Here is a 15822-nt window from a genome sequence, read left to right on the forward strand (position 1 = left end):
CGTCAGGACGTCACGGGGCCGGCGGTCATCGCTTCAGCGCCCGGTACCGTCGCAGGAGTGCGGTGATCCGGTCCGGACGCGCCGCGCCGTTGAGCTCGGTCAGCAGGTCGTCGGGGCACAGCTCGTAGTGGTCGCCCCACCAGCGGCGGCCCGCGTTGTCCCAGATGCGGTAGCCGCCGGGCACGCCCCGGGCGACGTAGCGCCTCCTGCTCACCGATCCTCCCGTCCCTGCCGCAGTGCGGTGCCGATCACCTTGGGCGCCCACGCCAACGACGGCCCGTACCAAGTGAGGTGCCGCCCGTCGAGCAGCACCGCCGGGACGTCGAACGCCTCCGGGCCGTCCTCGGCCGTGAAACGGTACGGCTCGTCGGGCAGCACCACCAAGTCCTTTTCCACCGCCCCGAGTTCGTCGAGCGTCACCCGCGGGTAGCGCTCGGCGTGCCGCTCGTAGGCGTTGTCGACGCCGAGCCTGCGCAGCAGGTCGCCCGCGAAGGTGTCCCGGCCGAGCACCATCCAGGGCCGCCGCCAGACGGGGACGACGGCCGTCCGCCGGGTGAGTGGCGGGGCGAGTCCGCTCCACGCGGCCTCCGCCTCGCCCAGCCAGCGCGGCCGCGTCACCGCTCCGCAGGCGCGCAGCACCCGGTCCAGCTCGCTCAGCGCCTGCGGGAGTTCGCGGATCTCGGTGACGAGGACCGGGACGCCGGCCGCGCGCAGCGCCGCGAGGTCGGGGGCCCGGTTCTCCTCCTCGTTGGCGACGACGAGGTCGGGGCGCAGGGCGATGATCGCGGGGACGTCCGGGTTCTTGGTGCCGCCGATCCGGGGGACGGCGAGGTCCGCGGGGTGCGTGCACCAGTCGGTGGCGCCGACCAGCACCCCGGGCAGACTGACGGCGACCGCCTCCGTCAGGGAGGGGACGAGGGAGACGACGCGCACGGTCCGCTACTTCGGGCCCGGCTCGTCGACGGCGTCGATGTGCTCGGCGACGGCGACCACGAGGACCCGCGCGTCCGGCACGGCCGCCCGCCACCGGTGCCGTACGCCACCGGTCAGATACAGGGTGTCGCCGCGGACGAGCCGGTAGGCGCGGCCCTCCGCCTCCACCTCGACGGCGCCCTCCGTGACGTGCATGAGGACGTCGTTGCGCAGCTGGAACTCGCGGCCCGGGTCGTGGTCACCGACGAACTCCTGGGCGTGCATCTGGTGGTGGCCGCGCACCAGGGACCGTACGACGAAGTCGGTGCCCTGCTCGGCGACGGTCGTGTCGTCCGCGCGGACCAGGTCCACGGTGCGGGCCGGGTCGGCGGCCGCGAGGAGCTCGACGGCGGTGGTGCCGAGGGCGTCGGCGACCTTCTCCAGGGAGCGGCGGCTGGGCCGGGCCCGCTCGTTCTCGACCTGGCTGAGGAAGGGGACGGAGAGGCCGCTGCGCTCGGCGACGGCGGAGAGGGTCAGTTCGAGCGTCCGGCGGCGCCGGCGGACGGCCGCGCCCACGCGAAGTGTCTCCTTGTGTTCATCCATGACGTCCGCTCCCTCCCACGGCCGGCCTTGTTCGTTTGAATGCACCCTACGCATGTTCGTCAAACAGTTTCATGCGAGCGGAGGAAGCCGTGGGTCACGATCGGGCCGTCTGCTACAGCTCCCGCCAGTAGACGAGCTGCCCCTTCTCCCCCGGCGCCGCGCCCTCCCCCGGGACGAACAGGCTCACCAGCAGCGCGGGGTGGCCGTCGGGATCGGTGATCAGGGTTGCCGAGGGATTGGCGAACGCGGTGGAGCCGCCGTGGGTACGCAGCGCGAGCCGGTCGGCACGGCCGGTGACGGGATCGTAGGCGTAGGTGGCCCAGCTGCCGAAGTCGTCGCGCCACCGCTGCCCCTCGATGAGCACCATCCGCCGCCCGGCCAGGTCGAGCGGGGCGCGGTCGCCGATGTTGCCGCTGTTCCCGTACGCCTCTACGGCCCGGTCGACGCGGGGCGCGGCCGCGGCGTGCCAGGTGGTGAAGTCCGTCAGCGTCGCGACGAGTTGGCGGTCGGTGTCGCAGTCGGCGCGGTAGTGGCCGGTCAGTTCGACGGTGTCGCCGTGCGCGGCGGTGATCGCCGGGGTGCCCTCGGCGCAGGCGGAGAGGGTGCGGGGCGCGTCGAAGGCGTCGGCGGCGCGGCCGGTGAGCAGGGCGGCCAGGTCGGCGTAGCCGCGCACCGCGATGTGGTTGTCCGGGTCCTTCTCGTACGCGAGGACGTAGCCGCCCCGGTCGTCGGCGGCGAGCGCGGGCTGGCTGGAGCCGGGGCCGAAGTCGTGGCGGCGCTGCCAGTGCGCGAGGTCGGTGGAGGTGGCGACGGCGGAGTGGAAGCGGCCGTCGGCGAGCATCGTGTGGTAGACGGCCAGGTAGGTGCCGTCGGCGTGCTGGACGATCTGGGCGGCGTCCATGGTGCGGCCGGTGTCGTCGGTCGCGGCGTAGTGGTGGCCGTCCGCCTCGGTGACATCAGCCGCAAGTGACGCAAAACGGGCGGTTGCCGGTGAGGCCGGGGAAGCGCTGGCGGCGGGCAGCTGCGCGATGAGCAGGACGGCGGCGAGCGCGGCAGCGACGAGGGCGCCCACCCAGGCGCCCTGACGGACATCGATCACGGCGTCTTCGAGCGTAGGGACGCGGGCGCCGGGAGCGGAACGGAAAGAGGGGTGGGTTGCCTCACAGCCTCGGCCGTGCGGCGACCCACCCCCCCCCCTCTCAGGACGCGGAGGTCAGGATCAGGAAGCGGTCATCCGCTTCTCGACGTCCTGGTGCGTCTTGAGCCACGTGGTGACGGCGTCCTCCTCGTGACCCTGGCCCTGCTTCTTGATCTCGGCCTCCAGGCTGCCCAGCTCGTCCTCGCTCATCTTGAAGTTCTTGAACCACTTCGTGAGCTGCGGGTACTTGCTCGGGAAGTCCTTGTGGGAGATCGTCCGGATCGTGTTGCCCTCGCCGAACTTCTTCTTCGGGTCGGCCAGCTTGGTCAGGTCGTACTCGCTGTACGCCCAGTGCGGCGACCAGAGCACGACCGCGATCGGCTCCTTCTTCGCCAGGGCGCGCTTGAGCTCGGCCAGCATCGCCGGCGTGGAGCCGTCGACGACCTCGTACTCCTTGTCCAGGCCGTAGCCCGGCAGCACGTCCTTCTTCAGGAGCTGCATCTCACCGGTGCCCGGCTCGATGCCGACGATCTTCCCGTCGAAGGTCTTGGCCTTGCCCTTGAGGTCCGCGAGGGACTTGACGTCCTTCACGTAGGACGGCACGGCGAGTTCCAGCGAGGTCGGGCTGTACCAGGTGCCCAGGTCCTTCAGGTTCGCCTTGTTCTTGTTCCAGTAGTTGCTCTGGGCGTACGGCAGCCAGGCGTCGAAGTTGACGTCGAGGTCACCGCTGGCCAGGCCGGTGTAGACCGGGCCGACGTCCATCTGCTTGAGGTTCAGCTTGTAGCCGCGCTTCTCCAGGACGTTCTTCCAGAGGTACGTGACCGCGATGTCCTCGTCCCACGGGAACCAGGCGACGTTCACCGGACGCTTGTTCTCGTCCGAGTCGGACTGCTTCTTGACGGGGGCCCACTTGTCGACGACGTCCGGGTTGTCCTTCAGCCACGCCTTGACGGCGTCCTGCTGGTTGCCCTTGCCCGCCTTGTTGATCTCGGCCTCGAGACTCGTGAGCTGCTTCTCGCTCATCTTGAAGTCCTTGAGCCACTGGGCGACCTCGGGGTTGTCCCCGCTGAAGCCCTTGCGGGACAGCGTGTGCACGCCGTCGCCCTTGCCCCAGGCACCCTTCGGGTCCTTGAGCTTCTTCAGCTTGAAGTCGCTGTACGCCCAGTGCGGCGACCAGAGCGTGACGAGGATCGGCTGCTTCTTGGCGTACGCGCGCTTCAGCTCGGCCAGCATCGCCGGCGTGGAGCTGTCGACGACCTTGTACTCCTTGTCGAGGCCGTACTCCTTGAGCACCGACTTCTTGAGCATGCCCATCATGCCGGCGCTCGCCTCGATGCCGGTGACCTTGCCGCCGAACGTCGACGCCTGGCCCTTGAGGTCCTCGAGGGAGTTGACGTCCTTCATGTAGGCGGGGACGGTCAGCTCCAGGGACGTGGGGCCGTACCAGGATCCGAGGTCCTCGAGCTTCTTGCCGTACTTCTTCCAGTACTCGGCGTGCGTCGTCGGCAGCCAGGAGTCCGTCTCGAAGTCGGTGCTGCCCTGCGCGAGGGAGGTGTAGAGCGGTCCGGCGTCCATCTGCTTGGCCTCGACGTCGAAGCCGCGCTGCTCCAGGATCTCCTTCCAGAGGAAGGTGGAGGCGACGCCCTCGTCCCACGGGATGTAGCCGATGGAGAGCTTCTTGCCCTGGCCGACGTTGGTGCTGTCGCTCGCCGTGGTGGAGGCGGGCGAGCTGCCGAACATGCCCATGCCGCCCGCGACGAGCGCGAGGACGACGACACCGACGACGGCGACGACCGGACGGGGCCGGTACGACCAGATCTTCAGGCCCTGCGCGGAGCGCACCTTGGCGAGCGCGCGGCGGCCGAGCGGGGAGACCTGCTGGCCGAGCGAGCTGGTCATCCGGTCGAGGTAGATCGCCAGGATCACGATGGAGATGCCGGCCTCGGCGCCGAGGCCGACGTTCAGCTGGCCGATGGCCTCGTTGACCGCGCCACCGAGACCGCCGGTGCCGACCATGCCCGCGATGGCGGCCATGGACAGACCCAGCATGATGACCTGGTTGACACCGGCCATGATCGTCGGGAGGGCGAGCGGCAGCTGGACGCGCCACAGGGTGTTGCTCGGCTTGGTGCCGAACGCGTCGGCCGCCTCGACCAGCTCCTTGTCGACCTGCCGGATGCCCAGCTCGGTCATGCGCACGCCCGGGGGCAGCGCGAAGATCAGGGTCGCGACGATGCCGGCGGGGGCGCCGGAGCCGAAGAACAGGATGGCCGGGATCAGGTAGACCATCGCGGGCAGCGTCTGCATCAGGTCGAGGACCGGCCTGAACAGACCGCTGACCCGGTTGGAGCGGGCCGCCCAGATGCCCAGCGGCACCGAGATGACCAGCGCGATGATCGTCGACACCAGGACGAGCGACAGCGTCAGCATCGCGTCGTCCCACAGTTCCAGGTTGTCGATGAACCAGAACCCGACGAAGGTCAGCACCGCGCCGAGCGTGCCGCGCAACCAGAACGCGATGACCGCGAAGATGCCCGCGAGGAGCAGCGGTTCGGGGGCCTGCAGCACGTCGGCGATGCCGTTGTAGAGGCCGTCGAAGACGGTCTTGAAGAAGTCGAAGAGCCACGACATGTGGTTGAGCAGCCACTCGACCACGTCGTTGACCCAGTCACCGAAGGGAATCCTAGGCACCGGCGTTCACCTTCTCCACCGGTCCGTCGCCCTCGCCACGCGGCGTCGGGACGGCGTCCTTCGGTTCCTTGGCGAGGCCCTTGGCCGCGCCGTCGTTCCCGGACCCCTCGTCGGGCCCGTCCTCCACGGACTTCATCGGCTCGCCGAGCACGGCGAGCAGCCGCTCCCGCGGCACGACACCGACCAGCTTGCCGTCGTCGCCGGTCACGGCGACCGGTGTCTCGCTGGTCGCGCAGGGCGTGAACAGCTCGATGATCGGGGTGTCCTCGGTGACCGTGGCCGGGGCCTCGGCCGCCTGGTACGCCTTGTCGGGCGTGGCCATGATCGCGCCCGCGGTCAGGACGCGGGAGCGGTCGACGTCCTGGGTGAAGGACGCGACGTAGTCGTTGGCCGGCGTGACGAGGATGTCCTCGGACGAGCCGATCTGGACGATGCGGCCGTCACGCATGACGGCGATGCGGTCGCCCAGGCGCATGGCCTCGTTCAGGTCGTGCGTGATGAAGACGATGGTCTTCTTCAGCGTCTTCTGGAGCTCCAGGAGCTGGTCCTGCATGTCGCGCCGGATCAGCGGGTCGAGCGCGCTGAACGACTCGTCCATGAGGAGCAGGTCGGCGTCGGTGGCGAGCGCGCGGGCCAGGCCCACACGCTGCTGCATGCCGCCGGACAGCTCGTCGGGGAAGGACTTCTCCCAGCCCTTCAGGCCGGCCAGCTCCAGCGCGTCGTGGGCCCGCTTCTCGCGCTCGGCACGCGGGACGCCCTGCACCTCGAGGCCGTAGGCCGCGTTCTCCAGGACGGAGCGGTGCGGGAAGAGCGCGAAGTGCTGGAAGACCATGCTGATCTTCTTCGAGCGCACCTCGCGCAGTTCGCGTGCGGACAGCTGCGTCAGGTCCTGGCCGTCGAAGCGGACGTGTCCCGCCGTGGGCTCCAGGAGTCCGTTGAGCATCCGCAGAAGCGTGGACTTGCCGGATCCCGACAGACCCATGACGACGAAGATCTGGCCGGGTTCCACCGTGAAGGACGCGTCGATCACGGCGGCAGTGGTCCCGTTGGCGCGCAGCTCCTCACGGTCGGCTCCGCGGCGGAGTTCTTCCACCGCCTCAGTGGGTCGTCTGCCGAACACCTTGTACAGGTCTTCGGCTTCAAGCCTGGACACATACACCTCTCGGGTCGAACCAAGACGGCCCGCCTCCCCCGCCGGCGGGCCGTGGAGCGGCGCGGGTTCCGCCCGCCTGACCGGTCAGGCGTTCAGTAGTTGAATGCGTGACCGGATCCGTTCCGGGTCGGCGCCTGCCCGGGCTTATGCCGATCAAACAGAAGAGTGGTCCAGTTCACATTGCGTTCACTTCCTGGGCGACTCCCGCACAACCGGTGACGGTCGGCGATTGTCGGAGGGCTGCGGCATGATGCGGAGGGTGACCCAAGGAACCTCGGCGACTCAGCGCCTGATGCTGCTCGACACCGCGTCCCTGTACTTCCGGGCCTACTTCGGGGTGCCGGACTCCGTGAAGGCCCCGGACGGCACGCCGGTGAACGCCGTGCGCGGGCTGCTCGAATTCATCACGCGGCTCGTCCACGACCACCGGCCCACCCACCTGGTGGCGTGCATGGACGCGGACTGGCGCCCGCAGTGGCGGGTCGACCTGATCCCGTCGTACAAGGCGCACCGGGTGGCCGAGGAGACGGCGGCCGGGACCCCGGACGAGGAGGAGATCCCCGACACGCTCTCCCCGCAGGTCCCGATCATCGAGGCGGTGCTCGACGCGGTGGGCATCGCGCGGGTGGGCGTCGAGGGGTACGAGGCGGACGACGTGATCGGCACGTTCACGGGCCGGGCGACCGGCCCCGTCGACATCGTGACCGGCGACCGGGACCTCTTCCAGCTGGTCGACGACGAGCTGGAGCGCCGGGTCCTCTATCCGCTCAAGGGCGTGGGCACGCTGCAGATCACGGACGAGGACCTGCTGCGCGAGAAGTACGGCGTGGACGGTTCGGGCTACGCGGAGATGGCGCTGCTGCGCGGCGACCCCAGTGACGGGCTGCCGGGGGTGCCGGGCATCGGCGAGAAGACGGCCGCGAAGCTGCTCGCCCAGTTCGGGGACCTGGCCGGGATCATGGCCGCGGTCGACGATCCCGGGGCGAAGCTGACGCCGACCCAGCGCAAGCGGCTGGACGAGGCCCGGCCCTATCTGGCGGTGGCGCCGACGGTGGTGCGCGTCGCGGGCGACGTCGCCCTGCCGGACGTGGACACGGCGCTGCCGCACGAGCCCCACGATCCAGTGGCCCTTGAGGAGTTGGCGGCACGCTGGGGTTTGGGGGGTTCTTTGCAGCGACTCCTCACCACGCTCTCAGCTTGAGGTGTTAGCTTAGGTATACCTAAGTTGCACTGGATCGAGGGAGACCGCAGATGGCCGAGCGCCCCGCACGCAAGCCCCGCAAGGCCCGCTCCGCGCAGGTCGTGCGCACGGAGCGGCTCACGCCGCACATGCAGCGGGTGGTGCTCGGCGGGGACGGCCTCGCGGACTTCCCGGAGCAGCTCGAACACACCGACCACTACGTGAAGTTGCTGTTCGCGCCGGAGGGCGTGAGCTACGACGAGCCGTTCGACGTGGAGCGGATCCGCGAGGAGCTGCCGCGCGAGCAGTGGCCCGTGACGCGGACGTACACGGTGCGCGCCTGGGACCCGGCCGCGCGGGAGCTGACCCTCGACTTCGTGATCCACGGCGACGAGGGCCTGGCCGGTCCGTGGGCGGCCTCGGTCCAGCCCGGCGGGCCGGTCCGCTTCATGGGTCCCGGCGGTGCCTACCACCCCGACACCTCGGCGGACTGGCACCTCCTCGTCGGCGACGAGAGCGCCCTGCCGGCGGTCGCCGCCGCGCTGGAGGCGCTGCCGGAGGGGGCGCGGGCCCACGTCTTCCTGGAGGTCGAGGGACCCGAGGAGGAGCAGAAGATCGACTCCCCCGTCGAGATCACCTGGCTGCACCGCTCCGGCCGCCCCGTCGGCCAGGCGCTGATCGCCGCGGTCACGGAACTCACCTTCCCCGAGGGCCGGTTGCACGCGTTCGTGCACGGTGAGGCGGGCTTCGTGAAGGAGCTGCGGCGGCACCTCCGGGTGGACCGGGAGATCCCCCGCGAGGACCTCTCGATCTCCGGCTACTGGCGGCTCGGGCACAACGAGGACGGCTGGCAGGCGTCGAAGCGGGATTGGAACGCGCAGGTGGAGGCGGAGCAGGAGCCTCCGGCGGTTTCCGGGTGAGGTTGCCTCCGGCGGTTTCCGGGTGAGGTTGGCTCGCGGCGCTTTCCGGGTGACTTCGCCTTGCTGCGACTTGGGGGGCACCCGGGGTTGCGGCGATTCTCTGTCACTTGAGGTGCTGCGGCGATCGAGGTGCCGGGGGTCGGAGTGGCCCCCGGGGGCCTCGCGCCGTTTCTGTCGGCGGGGTGTTGGCCTCTGACGCGCCGTCGTGGCTGGTCGCGCAGTTCCCCGCGCCCCTGACGGGGCGCCGTCGTGGTGCTCGCGCCATTCCCCGCGCCCCTGACGGGGCGCCGCCGTGGTGCTCGCGCCATTCCCCGCGCCCCTGACGGGGCGCCGCCGTGGTGCTCGCGCCATTCCCCGCGAACTGGCGGGGCTACACCTTGCGTTGGTACGACGCGAACGTGTGGGTGGAGAGCCAGATCGCGGAGAGGGCCAGGGTCAGCAGTGCGCCGGAGCGGAGCAGGATCGAGGGCCAGTCCGGGTGGGCGGACATCGCCGAACGGCCCGCCACCATCGCCCAGTTGAGCGGGTTGAAGTCCGCGACGTGGCGCATCCACGACGGCATCTGGGCCGGGGCCATGAACGCCGACGACAGGAACGTCAGCGGCAGCAACAGGAACGTGTTGATGCCGATGATCGACTCCCGCTCCTGCACCAGCACGCCCAGCGCGCTGGAGAACGCCCCGAATATGGTGCCCAGCAGGACCGAGGTCACCACGAGGATCACGATGCCGACGAGCCCGCCCGGGTAGCTCGCGCCGCCGGCCAGGCCGAGCAGCACGATGATCACGGACTGGAGCGCGGTCACCAGGCCGTTGTTCACCACGGTGCCGTTCGCGAGGGCGGCGCGGCTGACCGGCGTGGTGAGGAAGCGGTTGAGCGTGCCGCGCTGGATCTCGTCGAGCGTGGTCATCCCCGCCCACATGTTGGAACTGAGCGCGCTCATCACGACGACGCCCGGCACCAGGTAGTCCAGGTACGACGTGGTGCCGAAGCCGCCCAGCTCGACGACCTTCTTGAAGAGGTTGCCGAACAGGAACAGCCAGACGACCGGCTGGATCAGGGTGATCAGGAGATAGGCGGGCTGGCGCAGGAACACCATCAGCTGACGCTGCGTCATGTACCAGGTCTGGGCGAGGGGATCGACCCTCGTCGTGATCTCGGCGCTCATCGCACACCTCCGGCCGTGGCGAGCTCCGCGGGGGCGCCCGCCTCGTCGTACCTGCGGCCCGCGTACCGCAGGTACACGTCGTCGAGCGAGGGCCGGGCGACCGTGGCGGCGGCCACCGTGACGCCCGCCCGCTCCAGGGCGCCGAGCAGCAGCGGCACCGCCGCCGCCCCGTCGTCCGCGCGCACGCTGATGCGGCGCTCGTCGAGGTGTGCGTCGTGGACGCCGGGCAGTCCGCCCAGCACGCCGTCCAGCAGGGTGCGGCCGGCGTCGCCGACGGCCGCGCCCAGCTCCAGATGGACGGCGTCACCCCGCAGTTCGCCCTTGAGTTCGTCCGGGGTGCCGGTGACCACGACCCGGCCGCGGTCGACGATGGCGATGCGCTCGGCGAGCCGGTCGGCCTCCTCCAGATAGTGCGTGGTGAGCAGGATGGTGAGGCCCTCGGTGCCGGCGAGGCGGCCGATCTCGCCCCACATCGCCGTGCGCGCCTCGGGGTCGAGGCCGGTCGTCGGCTCGTCGAGGAAGAGCACGGCGGGGCGGTGGACGAGGCCGAGTGCCACGTCGAGACGGCGCTGCATGCCGCCGGAGTACCCCTTGACCGGGCGCTTGGCGGCGTCCGTCAGGGCGAACCGGTCCAGGAGTTCGTCGACCCGGCGGTTCAGGGCCGGGCCCCTCAGTCCGTAGAGCCTGCCCTGGAGCTGGAGGTTCTCGCGGCCGGTGGCCTGCGGGTCGGCGCCGGACTTCTGGGCGACGACGCCGATGGCCCGGCGCACCCGGTCGGGGTGGCGGAGCACGTCGTGGCCCGCGACCTCGGCGGTGCCCGAGTCGGGCCGGGCCAGGGTGGTGAGGATCTTGACGGTGGTGGATTTGCCCGCCCCGTTCGGCCCGAGGAGGCCGAAGACGGTGCCGGGTTCGACGGTGACGTCCAGGCCGTCGAGGGCCCGGACGTCGCGTGGATAGGTCTTGACGAGTCGTCGCGCCTGCACGGCAGGCGCCTCGGTACGCGTGACAGCGTTCATGACGGAGCTCTCCCCTGTGGGGTGGATGACGACCGATCCACGTGAAGAGCGCCGGGCTATTCTGGGTGTGCCGCACCTCGACTGCCTGGCCCGCTGCACGGTGGGTCGGTCCGGGGTTCGAGACCCTGGCGGGGCTGCTGCAACAGCTCCGCCGGGGTCGTTTCGGTTTCATGGCTTGTCGGGGGGCGGCCCCTCCAGGTCCAGGAACTCTTGCGGGAGTTCGCCCGTCTCGTGGAACGACCGCCACTGCTCGACGCCCTCCAGCGAGCCGTCCCTGACCTCGGCGAGGAAGGTCCGGACCCACTCGGCCTGCGCCCTGAGCATGTGGAGCTGGTACTCGGTCTCGACGAGGAACATCCGCGGCAGCGTCTCGTACAGCTTCGCGAGCCCGCCCTGCGCGCTCGCGATCCGCACGTCGAGGTCGGCGATCCGGTCCTCCAGGAGCCGCACCACCTCGTCGGGGTGGATGACCCCGATCAGGGAGAGCGCCGTCTCAAAGATCGGGTACTCCTGGGCGGGCACGGCCAGCAGGTCGGACAGCCACTCGACGGCTTCCTCCCGTCCGGCGTCGGTGATGCCGTAGAGCGTGCGCTCCGGCCGGTTCCCCTGCCGCTGCACGCCCGCCATCTCGACGAAGCCGTGCTTCTCCAGGTTCTGCACGACCGTGTACAGCGAGCCGTAGTTGATCTTCGTGCTGGTGTCCTTGCCGCGGCGACGCAGCGTCTGCGCGATCTCGTACGGATGCATGGACTTCTCCATGAGCAGCACCATGACCGCGAGCGCCAGCGGGTTGCCGAGCTTGCGCCGCTTCGTCGCCATCCTCATCACCTCGTTCACGAATACTCGTAGCCGAACATATCGCGAACCTCCGGACCGGTCAATACGCGTACGCAGCTTCATACACGATGTATCGCGAACGACCGGGAGGGTGCCGCGCCGGGTGAGGAGTTGGGCGCGGTCGCGACACGGCCGTGTGACGCCGCCGAAACAGCGCGCCCCTAATTTCTGTCGCTCGACAGGAACCCTCTCCGGCCCGCCGAGGGCCCGCTGAAGGCAGGTGCGCCCACGTGACCACCCTCGCCCCCACGCACGACCCCTCGCCCCCGTCCGGCGACGACGCCTCGCTCACCGAGTTCGGCTACCGGCAGGAGCTGCACCGCAGCCTGGGCCGGTACGCGTCGTTCGCCGCGGGCTTCTCCTTCATCTCGGTCCTGACGACCGTCTTCCAGTTCTTCGCCGTCGGGTACTCCTTCGGCGGCCCGGTGTTCTTCTGGACCTGGCCGGCCGTGCTCGCCGGGCAGCTGCTCGTCGCCGCCTGCTTCGCCGAACTCGCCGCCCGCTACCCGATCTCGGGCGCGATCTACCAGTGGTCGTCGCGGCTCTCCACGCCGTCCTTCGGCTGGTTCGCCGGCTGGATCATGGTCATCGGGCAGACCGTGGTGGTCGCGGCCGCCGCGCTCGCCCTGCAGATGGTGATGCCGCCGCTGTGGTCCGGCTTCCAGCTGCTCGGCGGCGACCCGTCGCCCACGTCGCCCACCGGCGCGGCGAACGCGGCGGTCCTCGGCCTGCTCCTGCTGACCCTGACGACGCTGGTGAACGTCGTCGACAACCGGGTGATGTCCCTGGTCAACCGGATCGGCGTGACCGCCGAGATCGTCGGGGCCGTGCTCATCGTCGTCCTGCTCCTGACGCACTCGGAGCGCTCCCCCGGCATCACGTTCCACACCGGCGCGGCGGGCCAGTCCGGGCTCCTGGCCGCCCTGCTGACGGGCTCGCTCACCGCCGCGTACGTCCTGATCGGCTTCGACAGCGCGGGCGAGATGAGCGAGGAGACGCACCACCCGCGGCGTACCTCGCCGCGCACGATCCTCACCGCGCTCGGCGCCGCGGGACTGCTGGGCGGACTGCTGGTGCTCGGCGGGATCCTCGCCGCGCCGAGCCTGACGGACGGCCGGCTCGCGTCGGACGGACTGAGCTACGTCCTGACGAGCAGCCTGGGCGACGGCGTCGGACGGCTGCTCCTGGCGGACGTGGTGATCGCCGTCGCGGTGGCCACGCTCGCCATCCAGACGGCGGCCTGCCGGATGCTCTTCTCGATGGCGCGCGACGGAGTGCTGCCCCGGTCCAGGGCCCTGGCGAAGGTCAGCCCGCGCACCGGCATGCCGGCCGGCCCCGCCCTCGTGGTGGGCGCCTTCGCCGCGGCCCTGCTCCTGCTGAACTTCGCGTCGCCCGACGCCTTCCTGGCCATCGGCACGACCTGCATCGTGCTGCTGTACCTGGCGTACGCGATGGTGACGGGGCCGATGCTGGTGCGCAGGCTGCGCGGCCGGTACCGGGGCACGGCCGCCGACGGCACCGACGAGACCGGCCGCCCGTTCTTCTCCCTGGGCCGCTGGGGCCTGCCGGTCAACGCGCTGGCGCTGCTCTACGGCCTGTTCATGACGGTCAACCTGGCCTGGCCGCGGGCCGCCGTGTACGACCCGGCGGGCGGGCACTGGTACTTCCGGTGGTTCACGGTGCTGTTCCTGGCCGCGGTGCTGGCGACGGGCGCGGCGTACCGGTGGCGGCGCCGTACCCTTGCCCTCGATGAGACGCCGCAAGCCCCGCACCCCGCCCTCCCCGCTCCCCCAGCGTGACGGCGTCGACCCGGTGCGGGTGCGGCAGCCGCTCGACGGGGCGTGGGCCACCGTGCGGGACCACCTCGTGGGGCGGCTCGCCGCCGGGGACGGGGTGATCGACGCGATGATCGCCGAGGGGCGGATCCTGCGGGCCGACGGCTCCCCCGTCACCGACCGCACCCCGTACGAGCCGGGCGGCTACGTCTGGTTCCACCGCGATCTGGCGCCCGAGACGCCCGTCCCCTTCGACGTGCACGTCGTGTACCGCGACGAGCACGTCGTCGTCGCGGACAAGCCGCACTTCCTGGCCACGACACCGCGCGGCAGCCACGTCGCCGAGACCGTACTGGCCCGGCTGCGCAGGGACCTGGGGATCGCCGAGCTCGGCCCCGCGCACCGGCTCGACCGGCTGACCGCGGGCCTCGTGCTGCTCGTCGTGCGACCCCAGGAGCGCGGCGCGTACCAGACGCTGTTCCGCGACCGGCTGGTGACGAAGGAGTACGAGGCCGTCGCCCCGTACGACCCGGCCGTGGCGCTGCCCGTCACCCTGCGCAGCCGGATCGAGAAGGAACGCGGGGTGCTCACCGCCCTGGAGGTGCCCGGCGGTGAACCCAATGCCGTGAGCGAGGTGCGGCTGACCGCTCACCGGGACGGCCTGGGGCTCTACCGGCTGACCCCGCACACCGGCCGCACCCATCAGCTCCGCGTCCACATGAACAGCCTCGGGCTGCCGATCCTCGGCGATCCGCTCTATCCGCGGATCGCCGAGCCCGTCGCGTCCGACGACTTCCGCAGGCCCCTGCAACTCCTCGCGCGGACACTGGAGTTCAGGGATCCCGTGACGGGGCGCGAGCACCGCTTCCGCAGTGCTCGCGCCCTGGCCGCCTGGGAGTCGTACGAGAGCTGGGATCAGTAGCCGCGCCACCAGCGCAGGAAGCGCTGCCAGGCGCCGAGGGGGCGCTGCGGTTCGGCGGCGGCCGGGGCCGGTGCGGTGGGTGCGGGCGCCGCCGGGGCCGGCATCGGGGTCGCCGCGGGCGCGGGCGTCGAGACCTGCCACTCCTTGTGCTGCTGCGGCGGCACCGTGCTCGGCTTGGACACGACGTCCTGCTGCGCGCGCGGCGAGAACGCCACCGGAAGCGCCACGAGGTGCCGCGACAGGATCGTCGAGCGCCACTTCAACTCGGCCTCGGACACCGAGAGTTCGGCGTCCGGCAGCCGCATCAGGAACGCGTCGACGCCGATCTCCGCGATGGCACGGCTGACGTCCTGTCCCGGGCACTCGTGCGGGCCGCCGCCGAACGCGAGGTGCGAGCGGTTGCCCATCATGTGGGCGGTCGGGTCGGGGCGGACGTGCGGGTCGACGTTGCCCGGCTGGATACCGAAGATCAGGCCGTCGCCGGCCCGGATGTGCCGGCCGCCGAGCTCGGTGTCCACCTTGGCGAAGTAGCCGACCATGGCGCTGAACGGGGGCTCGTCCCACAGCGACTGCTCGACCGCCTCGGGGACCGTCATCTGCCCGCCGTTGAGCTGGGCGCGGAACCGCGGGTCGGTGAGGACGACGCGCAGCACGTTCGCGATGAGGTTGGCCGTGCCCTCGTACGCGGCGATGAGCGCGAGCCGCAGGTGCTGGCCGACCTCGTCGTCGCTGAGCCCGGCGGGGGCGGTGACGAGGGCGCTGGTGAAGTCGTCCTCGATCGGGTCGGCCCGGCGGCGCACGGCGAGGTCCATCAGGACGCTCATGATGAACTCGTTGCTGGCGATGGCCGTCTCGGTGCCCTTGATCATGTCGCGGGCCGCCTGCACGAAGCGCTCGCTGTACGCCTCGGGCGCGCCGAGGATCTCCAGCATCACCATCATCGGCAGGTGTTCGGCGAACTCGCTGACGACGTCGCAGGTGCCGCGCTCGGAGAACCGGTTGATGATCTCCTGTGTCGACTTGTTGACGACGCGGCGCAGGGTGCGGTGCTCGATGGTCTCCATGGCGAGGTTGTTGGCCTCGCGCAGCCGGCGGTGCTCCTGGCCCTCGGTCATGGAGGAGATCGGCTGCCAGGTGAAGACGGGTGCGAGCGGGTGCGTGGGCTTGACCGTGCCGTCCTTGACGGCGGTCCACTCCCGCGAGTCGCGGTTGTACTGCGAGGTGGTGCTCACCATGTGGAGGTTCTCGGCGTGGCCGAGCACCGCCCACATCCGGACGTCGTCGTGGATCAGCACGGGGGCGACGGCGCCGTGCTCGGCGCGGAGCTTCTCGTAGACGGCCGCGAGGTCCTCGTCGGCCTCGGGTCCGTAGAGCCGGCGCAGTCCGTCCGGGCCGAGGGCGTGCGCGGGGCAGCCGGGCGGCGGCGCGGCCGCGGGGTCTGCGTACGAGTCGTATCCGGCGGGTGACTGGGAGGGCTGGGAGGGAGGCGTCACGGTGATCGCTCCGG

The 15822-nt window shown here is 71.0% G+C and carries 14 protein-coding genes; 4 read left to right on the forward strand and 10 right to left on the reverse strand.

Annotated features, from left to right (window positions below; translation table 11 throughout):
* Positions 1–25: 25 nt before the first annotated feature.
* The 6 genes from RBJ77_RS55850 to RBJ77_RS55875 all read right to left on the reverse strand — a co-directional run bounded on the left by RBJ77_RS55850 (position 26) and on the right by RBJ77_RS55875 (position 6497).
* The gene (locus tag RBJ77_RS55850) at positions 26–214 is read right to left on the reverse strand and encodes a hypothetical protein (protein WP_372352015.1); all 189 of its coding nucleotides are present in this window, start codon (positions 212–214) and stop codon (positions 26–28) included.
* A complete protein-coding gene (locus RBJ77_RS55855; protein WP_372352016.1) occupies positions 211–933 on the reverse strand; it encodes a helical backbone metal receptor in 723 nt (240 codons plus the stop codon). Before RBJ77_RS55855 ends, RBJ77_RS55850 begins: the two co-directional genes overlap by 4 nt.
* A 6-nt stretch (positions 934–939) precedes the next feature.
* Positions 940–1515: a helix-turn-helix domain-containing protein gene (locus tag RBJ77_RS55860; RefSeq protein WP_255971244.1), complete on the reverse strand. Its 576-nt coding sequence runs from the start codon at positions 1513–1515 to the stop codon at positions 940–942.
* A 112-nt stretch (positions 1516–1627) separates the two neighbouring features.
* Positions 1628–2614, reverse strand: coding sequence for a hypothetical protein (locus RBJ77_RS55865; protein ID WP_372352017.1), 987 nt, complete (start codon positions 2612–2614; stop codon positions 1628–1630).
* Positions 2615–2734: 120 nt separating this feature from the next.
* Positions 2735–5344, reverse strand: a complete 2610-nt coding sequence (locus tag RBJ77_RS55870) for an ABC transporter permease/substrate binding protein (RefSeq protein WP_372352018.1) — start codon at positions 5342–5344, stop codon at positions 2735–2737.
* Positions 5337–6497: a glycine betaine/L-proline ABC transporter ATP-binding protein gene (locus tag RBJ77_RS55875; RefSeq protein ID WP_372352019.1), complete on the reverse strand. Its 1161-nt coding sequence runs from the start codon at positions 6495–6497 to the stop codon at positions 5337–5339. Before RBJ77_RS55875 ends, RBJ77_RS55870 begins: the two co-directional genes overlap by 8 nt.
* A 250-nt stretch (positions 6498–6747) precedes the next feature.
* On the opposite strand from RBJ77_RS55875, the gene RBJ77_RS55880 reads away from it, so the two are divergent.
* The gene (locus tag RBJ77_RS55880; RefSeq protein ID WP_372352158.1) at positions 6748–7698 is read left to right on the forward strand and encodes a 5'-3' exonuclease H3TH domain-containing protein; all 951 of its coding nucleotides are present in this window, start codon (positions 6748–6750) and stop codon (positions 7696–7698) included.
* Positions 7699–7748: 50 nt separating this feature from the next.
* Positions 7749–8597, forward strand: a complete 849-nt coding sequence (locus tag RBJ77_RS55885) for a siderophore-interacting protein (RefSeq protein WP_372352020.1) — start codon at positions 7749–7751, stop codon at positions 8595–8597.
* A gap of 370 nt (positions 8598–8967) precedes the next feature.
* Here the strand turns inward: RBJ77_RS55885 and RBJ77_RS55890 are convergent, their stop codons facing one another.
* The 3 genes from RBJ77_RS55890 to RBJ77_RS55900 all read right to left on the reverse strand — a co-directional run bounded on the left by RBJ77_RS55890 (position 8968) and on the right by RBJ77_RS55900 (position 11600).
* Positions 8968–9765: an ABC transporter permease gene (locus tag RBJ77_RS55890; protein WP_372352021.1), complete on the reverse strand. Its 798-nt coding sequence runs from the start codon at positions 9763–9765 to the stop codon at positions 8968–8970.
* A complete protein-coding gene (locus RBJ77_RS55895) occupies positions 9762–10781 on the reverse strand; it encodes an ATP-binding cassette domain-containing protein (RefSeq protein WP_372352022.1) in 1020 nt (339 codons plus the stop codon). Before RBJ77_RS55895 ends, RBJ77_RS55890 begins: the two co-directional genes overlap by 4 nt.
* A gap of 168 nt (positions 10782–10949) precedes the next feature.
* Positions 10950–11600: a PadR family transcriptional regulator gene (locus RBJ77_RS55900; protein ID WP_372352023.1), complete on the reverse strand. Its 651-nt coding sequence runs from the start codon at positions 11598–11600 to the stop codon at positions 10950–10952.
* 248 nt (positions 11601–11848) lie between these two features.
* Here RBJ77_RS55900 and RBJ77_RS55905 point away from each other — a divergent pair, with 248 nt between their 5' ends.
* A complete protein-coding gene (locus RBJ77_RS55905; RefSeq protein ID WP_372352024.1) occupies positions 11849–13417 on the forward strand; it encodes an amino acid permease in 1569 nt (522 codons plus the stop codon).
* Positions 13368–14315, forward strand: a complete 948-nt coding sequence (locus tag RBJ77_RS55910) for an RluA family pseudouridine synthase (RefSeq protein WP_372352025.1) — start codon at positions 13368–13370, stop codon at positions 14313–14315. Before RBJ77_RS55905 ends, RBJ77_RS55910 begins: the two co-directional genes overlap by 50 nt.
* On the opposite strand, the gene RBJ77_RS55915 is transcribed toward RBJ77_RS55910, so the two are convergent.
* Positions 14309–15808, reverse strand: a complete 1500-nt coding sequence (locus RBJ77_RS55915) for a cytochrome P450 (RefSeq protein ID WP_372352026.1) — start codon at positions 15806–15808, stop codon at positions 14309–14311. The genes RBJ77_RS55910 and RBJ77_RS55915 overlap by 7 nt on opposite strands.
* Between the last annotated feature and the right edge of the window lie 14 nt (positions 15809–15822).

The sequence above is a fragment of the Streptomyces sp. KL116D genome, from assembly GCF_030766975.1.
GTDB lineage: Bacteria > Actinomycetota > Actinomycetes > Streptomycetales > Streptomycetaceae > Streptomyces > Streptomyces longispororuber_A.

Excerpts from the sequence above, each read along its gene's own strand:
- RBJ77_RS55880 (WP_372352158.1), top strand. The coding sequence starts at position 6,748 with ATGCGGAGGGTGACCCAAGGAACCTCGGCGACTCAGCGCCTGATGCTG.
- RBJ77_RS55900 (WP_372352023.1), bottom strand. The coding sequence starts at position 11,600 with ATGGCGACGAAGCGGCGCAAGCTCGGCAACCCGCTGGCGCTCGCGGTC.
- RBJ77_RS55860 (WP_255971244.1), bottom strand. The coding sequence starts at position 1,515 with ATGGATGAACACAAGGAGACACTTCGCGTGGGCGCGGCCGTCCGCCGG.
- RBJ77_RS55895 (WP_372352022.1), bottom strand. The coding sequence starts at position 10,781 with ATGAACGCTGTCACGCGTACCGAGGCGCCTGCCGTGCAGGCGCGACGA.
- RBJ77_RS55890 (WP_372352021.1), bottom strand. The coding sequence starts at position 9,765 with ATGAGCGCCGAGATCACGACGAGGGTCGATCCCCTCGCCCAGACCTGG.
- RBJ77_RS55910 (WP_372352025.1), top strand. The coding sequence starts at position 13,368 with ATGAGACGCCGCAAGCCCCGCACCCCGCCCTCCCCGCTCCCCCAGCGT.
- RBJ77_RS55885 (WP_372352020.1), top strand. The coding sequence starts at position 7,749 with ATGGCCGAGCGCCCCGCACGCAAGCCCCGCAAGGCCCGCTCCGCGCAG.